Origin of the sequence: Lysinibacillus fusiformis (assembly GCF_016925635.1) — a bacterium.
In the GTDB taxonomy this organism is placed as follows: Bacteria; Bacillota; Bacilli; order Bacillales_A; family Planococcaceae; genus Lysinibacillus; species Lysinibacillus fusiformis_F.
On sequence record NZ_CP070490.1, the window covers coordinates 2,890,971 to 2,907,966 of the forward strand.

Consider the following 16,996-nt stretch of genomic DNA (forward strand, 5'->3'; position numbering starts at 1 on the left):
AAAACGTTATCAATAGCTGTTTTAAAAGATATTCTTCCGTATTTTAAATGGTGACATATGAAAAAAGCACAAAAAACAGTGCATTCACGTATATAAAATGCACTGTTTTTTTATTTAAAGTTTAAATTGATTGATTTGATTCTGTAAATCTAAGGACTTTTCGCTTAGATCTGCTGCAACTTGGTTTACTTGTTGCACTGTTATAGACTGCTCTCTAGTTGCTGAAGCTACAATTTTTGTATTATCCGCGCTAGTTGAAGCACCATGAGCAATTTCTGCAACAGAGGCGGCAACTTGTTCTGCGCTAGCTGAAATTTCTTCAGAGGTAGCTGATATATCTTCTATTTGATCTGTCATCGTATTAATCGCTTTGACAATTCCTTCAAAGGCTTGTCCTGCATGTCCGATGATTTTTACGCCCTCTGTAACAGAGTGAAGGCCATCAAAAACAGCTTTTTCAACATTGTGTGTATCTTGTTGTATATCCAACGTTAAGGCAACGATTTGGTTGGCTGATTGTTTGGATTCCTCAGCTAACTTACGGACCTCGTCTGCTACAACCGCAAATCCTTTACCATGCTCACCAGCTCTAGCTGCTTCAATAGCTGCATTGAGTGCCAATAAATTCGTTTGATCGGTTATGGCTGTAATGACAGCTGTGATTTGACTAATTTCATCTGATTGCTTACTCAATTTTTGGACAAGGTTATTAATCATTTGTGTTGACTCATGGATCACATTCATTTGTTGCTGAGCTTCTTCTACTGTCACATTACCATTTGTCGCTAATTCAGAAGTTGTTATAGCATTCTGATGCAGTTGTTGAGTTGCTTCTGCTATACGTTGTACACCTACAGCTGTTTCATCCATTGCGTGTGCACTTTCGTTAGCTGCACTTGTAGCTGCTACTGCAGCGTCAGCTGTTTCATTAATCCGAATTGTTATTTCGTCAGCAGTGGCAGTAATTTCTTCAGTTGAGGCAGAAAGTTCCTCTACAGAAGCTGTTAAGTGCTCTGCATTGTCCTGTATATGCGTTAATAAATTTTTCAGATTTCCCTTCATGGCATTAAAAGCTGCTGAAAGCTGACCAATTTCATCTTTTGAATGATGGGTAATATCTGGATGAATTAATTCACCATTAGCTACATGGTTTGCTGCCAGAACGACAGATTTTAAAGGGCGTGAGATTGTCCGTTGTATATAGAAAATAAGGAAAATACCTAGAGCGATACCAATGATGATCGCAATTATGGAAATAATTTGAGAATTAAACACGGCCTGTTTAGATTCTTTTGTCACAATGTCTAGTTGTTCCTTTTGATAGCTTCCAATTTTATCGGATACATCTTGTATACCTTTATTCGCTTGTTGCACGTCGCCATTCACCTTTTGCAAAGCACCTTCTAGATTACCAGCTTCAAATAGAGCTATTGCTTCAGTTGCTGCCTTGTTAAAAGTATCATTATGAATTTTTAATTCCTGTGCATATGTTTCCATTTCAGCTGAATTCGATTTTTCTATGATTTCTTCTACATGTGTGTCGAGCATATTTGCATATTTTGAGAAACTCTCTTTGTTAGCAGGTTTGTCTTCGATGATGATGGCACGAATGAAAAGACCTTGCATGGCCATTTCAAATTGAATATCATCTGCTAATTCTACAAGGGCAACATGTCCTTCTAAAGCATTTTCAATCTTTTTTTCAATGTTTGAAAATAACAGGAACATAATAAACAATGAAATGATTAGTGTGAGAATAATTGCAAAGAAACCAAAGCTTAATTTTTTACCTACAGACATAGAGATACGCCCTTTCCTAAATGCTCTACAAAAATTTTTATACTTTAATTTAGCGTTTCAGAGTAGTAGAAGTCAATATTCGTTGAAGGAAACAGTGCAGATTATTCATATGTTTTTATAATGTTATTATAATAAGGAAGATTGTCTGTAAAAATCAATCAAGATAAGGCTGTTTTCATCGTTTTATAGTACGGATTACGTGTTCTCGCTATAAAAAAGAAGAAACCGATACAATTTGTATCGATTTCTTCCTTTATGACTGTTTCTTTAACTGTAAAATGACTGCCTCATCAGGGTCAATATACAGTGTCTTTTGTTCAAAATAGATGACGAAACCAGGTTTGGCTCCATTTGGCTTTTTGACCTGTCGTATTTCGGTATAATCCACAGGCACAGAAGAGGATTCTCTGGCCTTAGAAAAATAGGCGGCTAGTGTGGCAGCTTCTCGCAATGTCGTTTCATCTGGCTCACTTGAATGAATGACAACATGAGATCCAGGGATATCCTTTGTGTGTAACCAAATATCAGTCCGTTTTGCTAGTTTAAATGTCAGCATGTCATTTTGCTTATTGTTTTTTCCAACAGAAATTGTAACACCTGTGGAAGAAACATAGCGTTCTGGTTCAGGTTTCACTTGCTTTTTCTTTTTCTTCGCATGACGTAGTTTTAAGTAACCTTGCTCTGCTAGCTCTTCACGAATTTCCTCAATATCACCAGGAGAAGCCTGTTGAACTTGCTGTGCTAGCATTTCGAAGTAGGCAATTTCTTCTGTCGTTTTTTCTAGCTGCTCTTGAACCATAACCAAGGCATTCTTTGCTTTTGTATATTTTGTGTAATAGCTTTGGGCATTTTCAATCGGTGTTTTACGTTCGCTTACGGGAATCGTTAGCTCTTCGCCAGTTTCACTATAGTAATTTGTAACGGTTACTTCCTTGACTCCTTTTTCAAAGACATAAATATTCGCCATTAATAGCTCACCGTATAGCTGGAATTGATCGAGCTTGGATGCACGCTCATAGTCTTTGGTTAGCTTTTTTGTTTTTAAAGCTAGTTTATCAATTTCATTTTGTAGCCAACGCTCTAAATCTCCAGCTTGTTGTTTCACACGATCTCGCTCTGCACGTGCAAAGAATACACGATCAAGAAGCTCATGGACATTGGGATAAATTGTTATATCCCCTCCGTGCAAGTGCGTTAACTCGATTGGGGAGAAGTACGTTTTATGATTGAAGAGTACGTACATAGGTTTCAACCCACCGTTCGCGAAGGAGGTCATAAAATCCTTGAAGCATGCTAGCGTATTTGATGTTGTCTTCATTCGATACAATAATTCTTCCGCGTGAAGAGGTGAAAAACCAGCTAACTGTTGTACTACCTCTTTTGAGGTTTTTGCTTCAGCGAAAAATGTTGTTAGCTCTTCATCTGTTGCAGTTAAAGGATTCCACTTATTTTGTACGGGTGGCGCAATATAAGGTTGACCTGGTAACACGGTACGGAAGCTATTGACTGAAGGAGGTAGATGTTTTAAACTGTCAATAATTTTCCCCTGCTCTTGATCAATCAACAGTAGATTACTATGTCTACCCATAATTTCAGCATGTATTTCCCTTACAATCGGATCACCAATTTCATTTTTACTTTCAATTTCTACTATTATAATGCGATCAAAATCACGCTGTTTTATAGAAGCAATAAAACCGCCCTCGATATGTTTCCGCAAAAGCATACAAAACATTGGGGGCTCAGCTGGATTTTCAATCGTATGCTCAGTTATGTGAACGCGTGCATAAGAAGAGTGGATAGAAAACAGTAATTTATGATTTTTTCCGTTTGCACGGACATGTAATATAACTTCTTGTGCATTGGGTTGATGTATTTTTGTAATCCGACCAGTGACCAGCTGTTGTAGGTCGGCAGTTATTGAATAAGTAAATAAGCCATCAAATGCCATATGAATTCCTCTTTCCAACGATAGCAAGCATCTTGGTACTTTCCTATTTTTTTCTTGTTGCATTTGCATTCACTCTTTTCAAGCTTCTGCTAATACACGTTTTGTATGTTTATCATAGCATTTTTTAGGTGAATATTAAAATATAGCTTCAGTTGTGGTAGAATTAGCTTTTACTTTATCCAAATTTTTTTGGAGAGTCGTCATAATCGACAAAGCTTATGTTATAATAATTCCAGTATGCAAAGAAAGGTGTGACGAACCTTGGTGCGTAGTATGACTGGTTTTGGCAGAGGTGTCACAACAACTAGAGACTTTCAATTAACCGTGGAAATGCGCTCGGTCAACCATCGATTTTTAGAAATTAACGCAAAATTTCCGAAAGAATGGCTTGAAGCAGAAATTTTTGCAAAGAAACTAATTTCTCAAGCTTTGTCACGCGGCAAAATTGATGTGATGGTATATGTGAAGGACTTAGAGAACGTAGAGCAATCTATTGAGATTAATTGGTCATTAATTGAAGCGTATCGTAAGGCAAAAGAGCAGTTAGCAAGTAAAGTACCACTTGAAGAAAAATGGACGATGCAAGAGCTTTTATCGTTAGAGCAGGCACTTGTACAGCAAAAACCACAGCTTACACCAGAGGATTTGCTCAGTGCTGTTGAACAAGCGATTTCACAAGCGATTGAACAGCTCATACAAATGCGTGAGCGTGAAGGGCAAGAATTGCAAGAAGTTGTTGTACAATATAAAGAACAGTTGATAGAGCAAGTAAATCAGATTCGCTTGTGTTCCTCTCTTGCTGTTGAAAAATATCGTACACGATTAATAGAGCGAATTACTGAAATTGCAAATGGCACTTTGCTAGAAGATCGTTTACTAGCGGAAGTAGCGATTTTTGCAGAACGAGTAGACATCTCCGAAGAATTAGACAGATTAGATAGTCACTTCAACCAACTGGAGGAAACATTACTTGAAACGATTTCCGTTGGACGTAAATTAGACTTTTTAATGCAGGAAATACATCGCGAGATCAATACGATTGGTTCGAAAAATCAATCTACAGAAGCAGCAGTAGCTGTTGTTCAGGCGAAAACAATTTTAGAAAAGATGCGTGAGCAAGTGCAAAACATCGAATAACTTGCACGTGTCTGTTATAAATTAAGGGAGATATAGAGAATAAATGATAAAAGAACGTGGATTATTAATTGTTCTGTCTGGCCCATCTGGTGTAGGTAAAGGGACAGTGCGAAAAGAATTATTTTCTCAGCCGAATACGAATTATGAGTATTCCATCTCGATGACAACACGAAATCCTCGCGAAGGTGAAGTAGATGGTGTAGACTATTTTTTCAAGACACGTGATGAATTTGAAGCGTTAATTGAACAAGGCGGCTTATTAGAGCACGCTGAATTTGTCGGTAACTATTATGGAACACCACTAGCTTATGTAAATGAAACACTAGATGCAGGTCGTGATGTATTTTTAGAAATCGAAGTGCAGGGTGCGGCACAAATTCGTAAAAAAGCACCAGATGCCTTATTTATTTTCTTAGCCCCTCCAAGTTTAACGGAATTAAAAGATCGTTTAGTTGGACGTGGGACAGAAACTGAAGATATCATTGCCAAACGCATTGCTACTGCAAGTGAAGAACTTGAAATGATGAGCTTGTATGATTATGTTGTGGAGAATGATGAAGTGACGAATGCCTGTGATCGTATAAATGCGATTATAAAAGCCGAGCATTGTCGTAGAGAACGTGTTGAAAAAAGATATTTGTCAATGTTGAGAGGAGAATAAAACAATGTTATACCCATCAGTAGACGCCTTAAAAAAAGAAATCGATTCAAAATATTCATTAGTGAGCCTTGCTTCTAAACGTGCTCGCCAAATGCAAGAAGAGCAAGACACAGAACGCTTACACAAATATGTTTCCTATAAATATGTAGGGAAAGCACTTGAAGAAGTAGCGGCAGGTGTACTTACGAAAGTATCACAGGATGAGTCAGCTGTGTACGAGGACGAAATCTAACATCATGTAAAGTGCTTTGCTTTACATGCATGCTAGTCTAGTTAGCAGTAGATTTTGATTATACAGAATGCCGAAAGCTCCCAGGGAATCCTTCTTTGGGAGCTTATCATTTGAAAGGACGACACCTAGCATGAATAAAAATATTTTACTATGTGTTTCAGGCGGAATTGCCGTATATAAGGCTGTTGCGCTCGTTAGCAAGCTTTCACAGGCAGGGGCCAACGTAAAAGTCATCATGACGGCCTCTGCTAGACAGTTTGTGAATCCATTAAGTTTTCAAGTGATGTCCAAAAATGATGTTTATTTTGACACATTTGATGAAAAAAATTCAAGTGTGATTGCTCATATAGACTTAGCAGACTGGGCCGATTTAATTTTAGTGGCGCCCGCTACGGCAAATATGATTGGCAAAATGGCCAATGGTATCGCAGATGATATGGTTACAACAACCCTGCTTGCTACGACAGCACCTGTATGGATTGCACCGGCTATGAATGTACACATGTACGATCATCCAGCAGTAAAACGTAATTTGGATAGGCTATCAGCTGATGGTTACAAATTTATTGAGCCTTCAGAGGGGTTTTTAGCATGTGGCTATGTCGGGAAGGGACGTCTAGAGGAGCCTGAAAAAATTTCTGCACTTGTTCAAGATTTTTTTTCAGGAAAAACAAAACCATTAACAGGTAAAACAGTATTAGTGACAGCAGGTGCCCTGCATATACCGTTGGATGAGCAGCATATGATCTGCCCACAGGCAAATGGATCTATAGGACGAGCTTTAGCGCATGAGGCAAGGTTGCTTGGCGCACATGTAATTGAAATAGAAAATAGCAATTTGTTTGATGTTATTCAACAACTTGAAGCCTATAAAATCCAATATCCCCAAGCATTATTGATCCATGCAGCAAATGTGCCGACGATCGAGGAAGCGCCGATCATTTCTGTAGAAGGAATAAAAGCGATCACTTTTGGACAAAGAGTGCAAGGCACACCAATGCTTAACATATTTTCTGAGAGATGGATTGATTTTAGTGAAAAAGCGCAGCTAAACGGACAATTTTTGGCTACAATTAACCCACAGCTTTTTGCTCAAACAGTATGGGCTTATATTATAAAAGGTGAGGAGCAATGAGCTTTTTGATAGCAGAGGTCATTGTAGATGTCTCTACTTACCATGTAGACCGTCCATTTGACTATCAAGTACCCGTAGAATGGATTAATGTCATAGAATTAGGATGTCGTGTTAAAGTACCATTTGGTCCAAGAAATGTCTTAGGTTTTATCGTTGGATTAAAAAAAGAAACGGATGTCCCGCTGAATAAACTAAAAGCAATCACTCAAATTTTAGATATGGAGCCAGTCCTGACAGAAGAGATGCTGCAAATGGCGAAGTGGTTGAAGAACGATACGATTTGTTATGAAATAGATGCCTTGCAAGTGATGTTACCATCTGCACTTCGGGCCAAGTATGAAAAAATGGTTAAGCTACAGCAGGGTCAACAACTGCCACTAGAGGTACAGGCTATATTCGGTAAGCGTCAACAAGCTAATTTTAAAGAATTTGAACGAGCTGGTTTACTTCCTTTATTAAAAGAATTGGTTGCAGACAATATTGTTACCATTGAAAATGTTGTAAAGCAACAAGGGAATGTCAAGGAAATTCGGATGGTTCAAATTACAAAAGACCTGCAACTTGTTGAACAGGCTTTGGAACTGTCATCTAGGGCAGTTAAACAACGTCTATTACTGCAATGGATGTGTCAACATCTAGGAGAAATAGCAACACCTCAGCAAATTTGTGAGGAAACCGGTGTCTCCTTATCGGTATTAGAGGCAGTGATTGACAAAGGAGCTGCTCATTTTATACAAGAAGAAGTGTTTCGTGATCCGTTTACAAAGGATGTATCACGTACAGATGCTTTACCGTTAACAGATGAGCAGCAAGTTGCGCTACAAGCTATTTCTACAGCTATGGAGCAACAGCAAGCGCAAACCTTTTTGTTACACGGTGTAACAGGGAGCGGTAAGACGGAGGTTTATTTACAAGCCATCCAACAGGTGCTAGATGATGGGAAAGAAGCTATTATGCTCGTACCTGAAATCTCTTTGACACCTCAAATGACTGAGCGATTCCGCAGCCGCTTTGGGGAGATGGTTGCTGTTATGCATAGTGGTTTATCTGTTGGTGAGAAATATGATGAGTGGCGCAGAATCCAACAAGGCAAAGTGAAAGTAGTGGTTGGTGCTCGTTCCGCTATTTTTGCTCCCTTTAGAAATATTGGCCTTATTATTTTGGATGAAGAACACGAATCAACATATAAACAAGAAGATTCTCCACGTTACCATGCAAGGGATGTCGCCATTTGGCGTAGTGCGTTTTACAAATGTCCTATAATTTTAGGCAGTGCAACACCAGCGTTAGAGTCATTTGCAAGAGCCAAAAAGGGAGTGTATACGCTACTCTCATTAAAATACCGCGCTTTACATCAGGCTTTGCCGACTGTTTTTATAGCAGATATGCGTGAAGAGCTGAGACAAGGTAATCGTTCGATGTTTTCTCAATCACTAATTGAAGCGATCCGTTTAAGACTTGAGAAAAATGAGCAAATGGTGCTGTTTTTAAATCGTCGTGGCTATTCATCATTTGTACTCTGTCGAGATTGTGGGACAGTCGTCCAATGTCCAAATTGTGATATTTCCTTAACCTATCATCGAACAACTGAAAAATTGAAATGTCATTATTGTGGTTACGAGGAACATGTCCCTCAAACATGTCCGCAATGTCAAAGTGATCATATTCGTTATTTTGGTACAGGTACACAAAAAGTGGAAGAAGAGCTGTATAAGTTGTTCCCAGAGGCAAGAGTGTTACGTATGGATGTAGATACTACAAAGCATAAAGGGGCACATGAAGAGATATTGGAGACATTTGGAGCGGGTCAAGCAGATATTTTACTTGGGACTCAAATGATTGCAAAAGGTCTTGATTTTCCTAATATTACGCTAGTCGGTGTACTGAGTGCCGACACATCCTTACATTTACCTGATTATCGGGCAGCAGAGCGTACATTTCAGCTATTAACACAGGTAAGTGGAAGGGCTGGGCGACATGATAAACCAGGGGAAGTCATCATCCAGACGTATACACCGGAGCATTATGCAATTGAATTGGCTAAAACGCAGGATTATGAACCATTTTATGAACGAGAGATGTTTTTACGACGACGTTCCAACTATCCACCCTATTATTTTGTAGCTCTTATTCAAGTATCTCATGAAGATGTTATGATGGCTGCTGAATATGCAGGTCGAGTGGCGGATTGGTTGCGAGGAAACTTATCGAATCAAGTAGCCATTATAGGACCAACAACTGCGAGTATTGCTCGTCTCCAAAATAGATATCGTTATCAATGTTTGATAAAATATAAAATTGAACCAAATCTAATTCCCGTGTTACAACGCCTACTTGCCATGTATAGAGCAGAGTGGATTAAACAAGGAATATTAATGACGGTAGATTTAGATCCGTCTACTATATAGTTAGCGTGAAATAATAGCATGATCATTTAAAAATTGTAAAAGAAACAATCAGTTAGTGCACTAGCTTTAAAGCAGAAATGAGGAAATAATAATGGCCATAAAAAAAGTAATCGAAAACCCAGCAAAAGTACTATCAACACCGTGTGCTGAAGTGACAGAAATTAATGATGAAATTATTACATTACTTGATGATTTATATGACACAATGGTGGAATATGATGGCGTAGGTATTGCTGCACCGCAAATAGATGTAGGGTTACGGGTAGCAATTGTTGAACTAGGTGAAGAACGTGATATTTTAGAAATGATTAATCCAACTGTCGTTGAAACGGATGGAGCAGAAGTAGATATTGAAGGATGCTTGAGCTTTCCAGGGTTATATGGAGAAGTGGAACGTCCTAGTTATGTCAAAATTGAAGCATGTGATCGTGAAGGACGTGTTTATGAATTAGAGGCAGGTGGCTTTGATGCCCGTGCAATTTTACATGAACTGGATCATTTAGATGGTGTGCTTTTTGATTCAAAAATCAAGCGTATTGTCACAGCAGAAGAACTAGAAGAAATGTACGCAGAAGAGGAGGAATAAAATGACATCTATCGTTTTTATGGGGACACCTGACTTCTCCGCACCTATTTTGCGTATGCTACATGATGAAGGTTATGCTATTAAAGCAGTTGTGACCCAACCAGATCGTCCGGTTGGGCGTAAGCGAGTACTAACACCGCCGCCTGTGAAGGCAACAGCTTTGGAACTTGGCTTACCTATTATTCAACCCGAAAAATTGTGTGGCTCTGAGGAGTTACAGCAAATTCTTGCTTTACAGCCCGATTTAGTGATAACAGCAGCATTTGGACAAATACTACCAAAAGAGCTATTGGATGCACCAGCTCTTGGCTGTATTAATGTCCATGCCTCACTATTACCAAAATATCGTGGAGGTGCTCCGATTCACCAAGCCATCATGGATGGTGAAAAAGAAACCGGGGTAACAATCATGTATATGGCAGAAAAGCTTGATGCGGGAGATATTATCTCTCAAAAAGCAATTCCTATTGAGGAAGATGATCATACTGGTGGACTTTTTGATAAGCTAAGCGTAGTGGGGTGTGACTTACTTAAGGAAACACTTCCTTCTATTATAAATGGTACAAATAACCGTACAGTTCAAGATGAGGCTCAAGTTACCTTTGCAAGTAATATTTCGAGGGAGCAGGAACGTATCGATTGGACAAACGATGCTGCTACTTTATACAATCAAGTGCGCGGTCTTCATCCGTGGCCTGTTGCTTATACGACTTTTGAGGATGGTCATTTTAAAATTTGGTGGGCAACTATTGGCAAAAGTAAGCATGAGGCTAATCCAGGTACAGTGGTGGCAATCGAAAAAGATCATTTTGTGGTAGCAGCTGGCAATGGGACAACTTTAGCATTATATGATGTGCAACCAGCTGGTAAAAAGCGCATGACCGCAGAGGAATATTTACGTGGGACAGGTTCTAAATTACAGATTGGGGACCAATTTCAATGAGTAAAAAAAGTGTAGTGATTTGGGATGGCAATGTACGAGATGCCGCATTATCAATTCTCTTAGCAGTTGATAAAAATCAGGCCTATAGCAACTTACTGCTAAATGAAACAATTAAACGACATAAAATTGAAGCAAAAGATCGTGCTTTATTAACTGAAATAACGTATGGTACTTTACAGCATAAAATGACGCTTGATTATTATTTAGAGCCGTTTATTCGCGGTTCAATCGATCATTGGGTGCGCTGGTTATTAAGAATATCGTTGTATCAAATCCATTATTTAACACGTATCCCTCCACACGCTGCAGTAAACGAGGCAGTAGAAATTGCCAAGCGTCGAGGACATCGTGGGATTGCTTCGACGGTCAATGGCGTATTAAGATCGGTGTTACGCAGTGGAGTCCCTTCAACAGATGACATAGCAGATTCAATTGAGCGTCTTTCTATTGAAACAAGTCATCCAGTTTGGCTAGTACAACGATTTGTTGATAACTACGGTCTGGAAGTAGCGACTGAAATGTTGCATGAAAATAATAGACCACCTGTGCAGACAGTGCGTGTTAATACAACAAAAGCAACTGTTGAGCAAGCTATTGCCGAGTTAGAGGCAGAAGGATTAACTGCTAAGCAAAGCGATGTTATACCAGAGTGCTTACACATTACAAACGGTCAACCAGCTCGTACAAAAGCCTTCAAAGAAGGTATGATTACTATTCAGGATGAAAGTTCAATGATACCTGCTAACGTGCTAAATCCATCTCCAGGTATGCGTGTCTTGGATATGTGCGCGGCACCTGGTGGAAAAACAACACATATAGCCGAAATAATGAAAAATGAAGGTTCCATTTTAGCAACAGACCTTCATCCACATAAATTAGATTTAATCGACCATAATACAGAGCGTCTAGGGCTTGATATTGTTGAAACAGCCCCAATCGATGGACGGAAAGCACCGGAATTTTTACAAGCAGCGTCTTTTGATGCTATTTTAGTCGATGCACCGTGTAGTGGATTAGGGGTTATGCGACGTAAGCCAGATATTAAATATACAAAGCGAGAAGAAGATTTAGAAAGTCTTCAAAAAATCCAGTTAGCTTTACTCGATGCAGCTACGAAAGTATTGAAAATAGATGGTAAGCTTGTATATAGTACGTGTACAGTCGACATAGAGGAAAACGAAGGCACAGTGAAAGCCTTTTTAACAGCACATCCAGAAATGGAAGCTATACAACTAGAATCTTTACCAACAAAATTAGCGGAAAAGCAAGCTAATGGCATGCTTCAAGTCTTTCCACAAGACTTTGGCAGTGACGGTTTCTTTGTCGCCGCCTTTCGTAAAAAAGGAGAATCCAACTAATGGTGGATCAAGAGAAATTTAATGAACGTATTAACGATTTAGTTGAAGAAGCGGAAGAAAAGCCCGTTCGACGTGAAAAAAAAGAAAAACCAAATTTAAAAGAATCCATTTATTCTTTACAGCCTCATCAATTAGAAGAATGGTTAAAGGAAAATGGCGAAAAGCCTTTCCGTGCTGCTCAAATTTTTGACTGGTTGTATAATAAACGTGTAAAGACATTTGAAGAAATGTCAAACCTTTCAAAGGGATTACGCGAAAAGCTAACTGCAAATTTTGCATTATCCACACTATCAACCATTATTAAACAAGAATCTAAAGATGGTACCATTAAATTTTTATTTCAATTACAGGATGGTTATTCAATAGAAACTGTATTAATGCGCCATGAGTATGGAAATTCTGTTTGTGTAACTACACAAGTTGGCTGTCGAATTGGCTGTACGTTTTGTGCTTCTACTTTAGGTGGTTTGAAGCGACATTTATTGGCAGGAGAAATTGTGGAGCAAGTTGTCAAAGTGCAGCAAACATTAGATGAATTGGGCGAGCGAGTATCACATATTGTCATTATGGGTATTGGCGAACCTTTCGATAATTATGATGCAATGATGAACTTCTTAAAAGTGATCAACCATGAAAAAGGTTTAAATATCGGTGCACGTCATATTACAGTATCAACATCTGGTATTGTTCCGAAAATTTATCAATTTGCAGATGAACAATTACAAATTAACTTTGCTGTTTCGCTGCATGCACCAAATCAGGAAGCACGTCAAAAGCTCATGCCAATTGCTCGTGCTTATAAATTGGAAGAATTAATGGAAGCTGTGCGATACTATACTAAAAAAACAGGTCGACGAGTGAGTTTTGAGTATGGATTAATGTCTGGCGAAAATGACTCAGTAGAAATTGCTGAAGAGTTATCTGCATTAATTAAAGGAATTAAATGTCATGTCAACTTAATCCCTGTAAACTATGTACCAGAACGTGATTATGTTCGTACGTCTCGTAGTCAAATTTTTGCTTTTGAAAAAACATTAAAGAAAAATGGTATTAACGTAACGATCCGCCGAGAGCAAGGTTCAGATATCGCTGCTGCGTGTGGTCAATTACGTGCACAAGAGAGATCTGAAGAAACGAGGTGACCAGTATTGGAATACACAGTCGAAAGTGATATTGGTTTAAAACGATCCATTAATGAGGACCGTGCTGCATTCTTTAAACGTCCAGATGGGCTTGCACTAGCACTTGTAGCAGACGGCATGGGTGGTCATAATGCTGGTGATGTAGCAAGTGATATGGCAATCAAACAGATGGAATCCTTTTTTTTACAGGCAGACACACATCATTTTGTATCCACAACATCAAAAAAAGAATGGTTATTACAAACAGTTAAGCAATTGAATAAAACTATATATGACTATTCTTTATCACATGAAGACTGTAAAGGAATGGGCACGACGTTTATTGCGGTGTTAATCGAAGAACAACATTGCTTCATTGCACATGTTGGAGATAGTCGTGTGTATTATTTCTTTGAAGATGGTGCACAACAAATAACAAGAGATCATTCATATGTGAACGTCTTGGTTGAAAATGGTGAGATAAGCGAAGAAGAAGCTTTGACACATCCAAAGAAAAATTTCATCTTAAAGGCAGTTGGAACAGAGGAAACAATTGAACCAGACTTTTATGAAGTAGATTTAGCATCAGAATCGTATTTACTCATTTGTTCAGACGGATTAAGCAATAAACTAACTGTTTATGAAATGGCATCTATTATTACGTATCCAGATTCCATTGGGGAGAAGGGACGTAAACTTGTAGAATTAGCAAATGCCAGCGGGGGAGAAGACAACATCTCCCTCGTGCTACTAACAAAAAAGGATGAGGAGGTGTAAGAATGCTTGTAGGTAAAAGAATTAGTGACCGTTATAAAATTATAGAACTCATTGGTGGCGGAGGTATGTCCAATGTTTATTTAGCACATGATATGATCTTAAATCGTGATGTAGCCATTAAAATATTACGCTATGATTTTTCCAATGAGGATGAATTACATCGACGTTTTCAACGTGAGGCACTGTCTGCTACAAGTCTTACACATCCGAATATTGTTAGTGTTTATGATGTAGGTGACGATGGAGATCTACATTATATTGTGATGGAATATGTTCAAGGAAAAACATTAAAGCAGTACATACAAGAATTTGCACCGATTTCTCCTGCGAGAAGTGTGCATATTATGAAGCAATTAACATCTGCCATTGCCAATGCCCATGAAAACCATATTATCCACCGTGATATTAAACCGCAAAATATTTTAATGGATGCAGAAGGCAATGTGAAAATTACGGATTTTGGTATTGCCATGACGTTAAGTGCTACATCGTTTACTCAAACAAACTCTGTGCTTGGTACGGTGCATTATTTATCGCCAGAGCAAGCTCGTGGTGGTACGGCTACAAACAAATCGGATATTTATGCACTCGGTATTGTGTTGTATGAATTATTAACAGGTGAACTTCCATTTTCTGGTGAATCGGCTGTTTCAATTGCACTTAAGCATTTACAAGCAGAAACGCCTTCTGTCCGTGCTTTTGATGCAACGATTCCTCAGAGCTTGGAAAATGTAGTACTAAAGGCTACTGCCAAAGATGCGTCCCATCGTTATACTACAGTGGAAGAAATGTATGAAGATTTGGAAACCGTTCTATCACCATCTAGAATCAACAATCCCAAATTTGTCATACCTGTGGATAATGATGTGACGAAGGCTATTCCCATCATTAAAGAGCAGATGCATAAAAAAGACGAAGATTTAACCAAAACAAGAGTGATTGAACCGATTATGGAAGCTAAAGCTCCATCTCAACCACAGCCTAAAAAGCCTGTAGAAAAACCAGTTCCCGTTAAGGCAAAGAAGAAAAATTGGCCAAAGTATGTTGCAGGACTATTTATTGCAGCGATTGTCATTTTCTTATTCTTTATATTTGCAAAAGATTTATTTAGCCCGAAAAAAGTGGCTATACCGGATGTAGTAAACTTAACAATAGAGGAAGCGACAAAAAAATTAGAAGCAGATGGATTTGTTGTTGGTGAAGAGCATCAGGAGCGAAATCATGAGGAAATTGAAAAGGGAAAGGTCATTGAAACGGACCCAGCAAAGAATTCATTACGTGAAAAAGGCTCAGAGGTAGACTTAATCGTTAGTTTAGGTGTAGAGATGACGACTGTAGATAATTATGTGGGTCAGAATTATAGTCAGGTGGAAGCTTTATTGAAAGGTAAGTATAAAGATGTAATAAAAGAGGATGTTCCTTCGCGTGAACCAGAAGGCAGGATTATTGAGCAAAGTATTCCAGCGGATACAGAAGTAGTAGCAAAAGAGGAAACCATCACGTTTAAAGTAAGCCAAGGAGTTAGGATGGTAAGGGTTGAAAACGTTGTAAATTATACGAAAGCTGATATGGATGACTATGTGAATAGAGTGGGGCTTAATTGGCGTATATCTCGTGAAGAATATCATGAGTCGATCCCAGCTGGCAGTGTAATTTCGCAATTGACAAAAGCGGGTACTATGGTAGAAGAAGGTTCTATGCTATCGGTTGTAATAAGTAAAGGACCAGCGAAACAACCTGATAAACTACGTCTCATACCTGTAGAAATTGAGTATAAACCTACAGAAGAGGGAATAGCTCAAAACATTCGAATTGAAATTCAAGATAAAAATCATACATTGTCTGAACCTGTTGAAGTATTTGAAATTTTAAGTGATACGCCATACAACATTCAGCTTACAATTGAAGATGGCAAAGATGCGAGTTATAGAATAATCCGTGACTCAGAAATAATTTTAGAAGGCAAAGTTAATTATAATGATGTCGATTAAGGAGGAATTGGATGGCGCAAGGCCAAATAAGAAAAGCATTAAGCGGTTATTATTATGTATTTGATGGACATCAACTGATTCAATGTCGAGGACGTGGAGTATTTCGTAATCGTGGCGAATCGCCACTTGTCGGCGATATTGTAGAGTATACAATGGAAACAGAAGGTTCTGATGGGACTATACAAAAGATTTTAGAGCGTCAAAATGAGTTGGTGCGTCCACCAATTGCTAATATTGATCAAGGCATTTTGGTATTTTCCGTAAAAGAGCCCAATTTCAATACCATTTTACTGGATCGCTTTTTAGTTGTGTTAGAATCATTCCATGTACACCCTATTATTTGTTTAACAAAAATGGATCTGCTAGAAAATGACGAACGTGCGGAATTACAAAATTATATAGCAGATTATGAAAGCATGGGCTATACAGTTTTGCAAACATATAAAGATGAAGAAGAATTAGTTGAACGATTACGTCCTATTTTAAAGGAAAAAACCACTGTTCTAGCTGGCCAATCAGGCGTTGGGAAATCAACCTTGCTCAATACACTCATTCCAGAGTTGAACTTAAAAACTGATATTATATCCCAAAGCTTAGGACGAGGAAAACATACCACTCGTCATGTCGAATTGATAGAGGTCTGTGATGGTTTATTGGCAGATACGCCTGGATTTAGTTCCTTTGATTTTGACGAAATTGATAAAGAAGAATTAGGTGTATGTTTTCCTGAAATGGCTAGAGTAGCGGATAATTGTAAATTCAGAGGATGCTTACACTTGAAAGAGCCCAAATGTGCAGTAAAGGCAGCAGTAGAATCAGGAGAAATTCGGGACTACCGCTACAAGCATTATGAACAATTTATGCAAGAAATTATGGATCGAAAGCCGAGGTATTAA

General features: G+C 38.5%; 14 protein-coding genes. 12 read left to right on the plus strand and 2 right to left on the minus strand.

The window, feature by feature from the left end; translation table 11 throughout:
* Window positions 1-114: 114 nt before the first annotated feature.
* Both JTI58_RS14035 and JTI58_RS14040 read right to left on the minus strand, forming a co-directional pair.
* Window positions 115-1,800 carry a methyl-accepting chemotaxis protein gene (locus JTI58_RS14035; RefSeq protein WP_205441891.1) on the minus strand — a complete coding sequence of 562 codons (1,686 nt, stop codon included), beginning with the start codon at window positions 1,798-1,800 and terminating at the stop codon, window positions 115-117.
* A 253-nt stretch (window positions 1,801-2,053) separates the two neighbouring features.
* A complete protein-coding gene (locus tag JTI58_RS14040) occupies window positions 2,054-3,751 on the minus strand; it encodes an Rqc2 family fibronectin-binding protein (RefSeq protein WP_205447287.1) in 1,698 nt (565 codons plus the stop codon).
* 261 nt (window positions 3,752-4,012) lie between these two features.
* Between JTI58_RS14040 and JTI58_RS14045 the strand changes: the two genes are divergently transcribed.
* The 12 genes from JTI58_RS14045 to rsgA all read left to right on the plus strand — a co-directional run bounded on the left by JTI58_RS14045 (window position 4,013) and on the right by rsgA (window position 16,996).
* A complete protein-coding gene (locus JTI58_RS14045; RefSeq protein WP_205441892.1) occupies window positions 4,013-4,888 on the plus strand; it encodes a YicC/YloC family endoribonuclease in 876 nt (291 codons plus the stop codon).
* A 43-nt stretch (window positions 4,889-4,931) separates the two neighbouring features.
* Window positions 4,932-5,549 (plus strand): guanylate kinase, encoded by a 618-nt coding sequence (gene gmk, locus JTI58_RS14050; protein WP_205441893.1) that lies wholly within the window; start codon window positions 4,932-4,934, stop codon window positions 5,547-5,549.
* A 4-nt stretch (window positions 5,550-5,553) separates the two neighbouring features.
* Window positions 5,554-5,781 carry a DNA-directed RNA polymerase subunit omega gene (gene rpoZ / locus JTI58_RS14055; RefSeq protein WP_205441894.1) on the plus strand — a complete coding sequence of 76 codons (228 nt, stop codon included), beginning with the start codon at window positions 5,554-5,556 and terminating at the stop codon, window positions 5,779-5,781.
* Window positions 5,782-5,911: 130 nt separating this feature from the next.
* Window positions 5,912-6,916: a bifunctional phosphopantothenoylcysteine decarboxylase/phosphopantothenate--cysteine ligase CoaBC gene (gene coaBC / locus JTI58_RS14060; protein ID WP_205441895.1), complete on the plus strand. Its 1,005-nt coding sequence runs from the start codon at window positions 5,912-5,914 to the stop codon at window positions 6,914-6,916.
* A complete protein-coding gene (gene priA / locus JTI58_RS14065) occupies window positions 6,913-9,324 on the plus strand; it encodes a primosomal protein N' (RefSeq protein ID WP_205441896.1) in 2,412 nt (803 codons plus the stop codon). Before coaBC ends, priA begins: the two co-directional genes overlap by 4 nt.
* A 91-nt stretch (window positions 9,325-9,415) precedes the next feature.
* Window positions 9,416-9,910: a peptide deformylase gene (def, locus tag JTI58_RS14070; RefSeq protein WP_205441897.1), complete on the plus strand. Its 495-nt coding sequence runs from the start codon at window positions 9,416-9,418 to the stop codon at window positions 9,908-9,910.
* Window position 9,911: 1 nt separating this feature from the next.
* Window positions 9,912-10,853, plus strand: coding sequence for a methionyl-tRNA formyltransferase (fmt, locus tag JTI58_RS14075; RefSeq protein ID WP_205441898.1), 942 nt, complete (start codon window positions 9,912-9,914; stop codon window positions 10,851-10,853).
* On the plus strand, window positions 10,850-12,211 hold the full coding sequence (gene rsmB / locus JTI58_RS14080) for a 16S rRNA (cytosine(967)-C(5))-methyltransferase RsmB (protein ID WP_205441899.1): 1,362 nt from the start codon (window positions 10,850-10,852) through the stop codon (window positions 12,209-12,211). Before fmt ends, rsmB begins: the two co-directional genes overlap by 4 nt.
* Window positions 12,211-13,353 carry a dual-specificity RNA methyltransferase RlmN gene (gene rlmN / locus JTI58_RS14085; RefSeq protein WP_243456039.1) on the plus strand — a complete coding sequence of 381 codons (1,143 nt, stop codon included), beginning with the start codon at window positions 12,211-12,213 and terminating at the stop codon, window positions 13,351-13,353. Before rsmB ends, rlmN begins: the two co-directional genes overlap by 1 nt.
* Window positions 13,354-13,359: 6 nt before the next feature.
* Window positions 13,360-14,109, plus strand: a complete 750-nt coding sequence (locus JTI58_RS14090) for a Stp1/IreP family PP2C-type Ser/Thr phosphatase (RefSeq protein ID WP_205441900.1) — start codon at window positions 13,360-13,362, stop codon at window positions 14,107-14,109.
* 2 nt (window positions 14,110-14,111) lie between these two features.
* Window positions 14,112-16,100 (plus strand): Stk1 family PASTA domain-containing Ser/Thr kinase, encoded by a 1,989-nt coding sequence (gene pknB / locus JTI58_RS14095; RefSeq protein WP_205441901.1) that lies wholly within the window; start codon window positions 14,112-14,114, stop codon window positions 16,098-16,100.
* Window positions 16,101-16,111: 11 nt separating this feature from the next.
* Entirely contained in the window at window positions 16,112-16,996 is an 885-nt protein-coding gene (gene rsgA / locus JTI58_RS14100) for a ribosome small subunit-dependent GTPase A (RefSeq protein WP_205441902.1), read from the plus strand.

Bases quoted from the DNA above. Each gene is read 5' to 3' on its own strand.
- JTI58_RS14040 (WP_205447287.1), bottom strand. From the start codon at position 3,751: ATGGCATTTGATGGCTTATTTACTTATTCAATAACTGCCGACCTACAA.
- rpoZ (WP_205441894.1), top strand. From the start codon at position 5,554: ATGTTATACCCATCAGTAGACGCCTTAAAAAAAGAAATCGATTCAAAA.
- coaBC (WP_205441895.1), top strand. From the start codon at position 5,912: ATGAATAAAAATATTTTACTATGTGTTTCAGGCGGAATTGCCGTATAT.
- def (WP_205441897.1), top strand. From the start codon at position 9,416: ATGGCCATAAAAAAAGTAATCGAAAACCCAGCAAAAGTACTATCAACA.
- rsgA (WP_205441902.1), top strand. From the start codon at position 16,112: ATGGCGCAAGGCCAAATAAGAAAAGCATTAAGCGGTTATTATTATGTA.
- rsmB (WP_205441899.1), top strand. From the start codon at position 10,850: ATGAGTAAAAAAAGTGTAGTGATTTGGGATGGCAATGTACGAGATGCC.
- JTI58_RS14035 (WP_205441891.1), bottom strand. From the start codon at position 1,800: ATGTCTGTAGGTAAAAAATTAAGCTTTGGTTTCTTTGCAATTATTCTC.
- pknB (WP_205441901.1), top strand. From the start codon at position 14,112: ATGCTTGTAGGTAAAAGAATTAGTGACCGTTATAAAATTATAGAACTC.
- fmt (WP_205441898.1), top strand. From the start codon at position 9,912: ATGACATCTATCGTTTTTATGGGGACACCTGACTTCTCCGCACCTATT.
- gmk (WP_205441893.1), top strand. From the start codon at position 4,932: ATGATAAAAGAACGTGGATTATTAATTGTTCTGTCTGGCCCATCTGGT.
- priA (WP_205441896.1), top strand. From the start codon at position 6,913: ATGAGCTTTTTGATAGCAGAGGTCATTGTAGATGTCTCTACTTACCAT.
- rlmN (WP_243456039.1), top strand. From the start codon at position 12,211: ATGGTGGATCAAGAGAAATTTAATGAACGTATTAACGATTTAGTTGAA.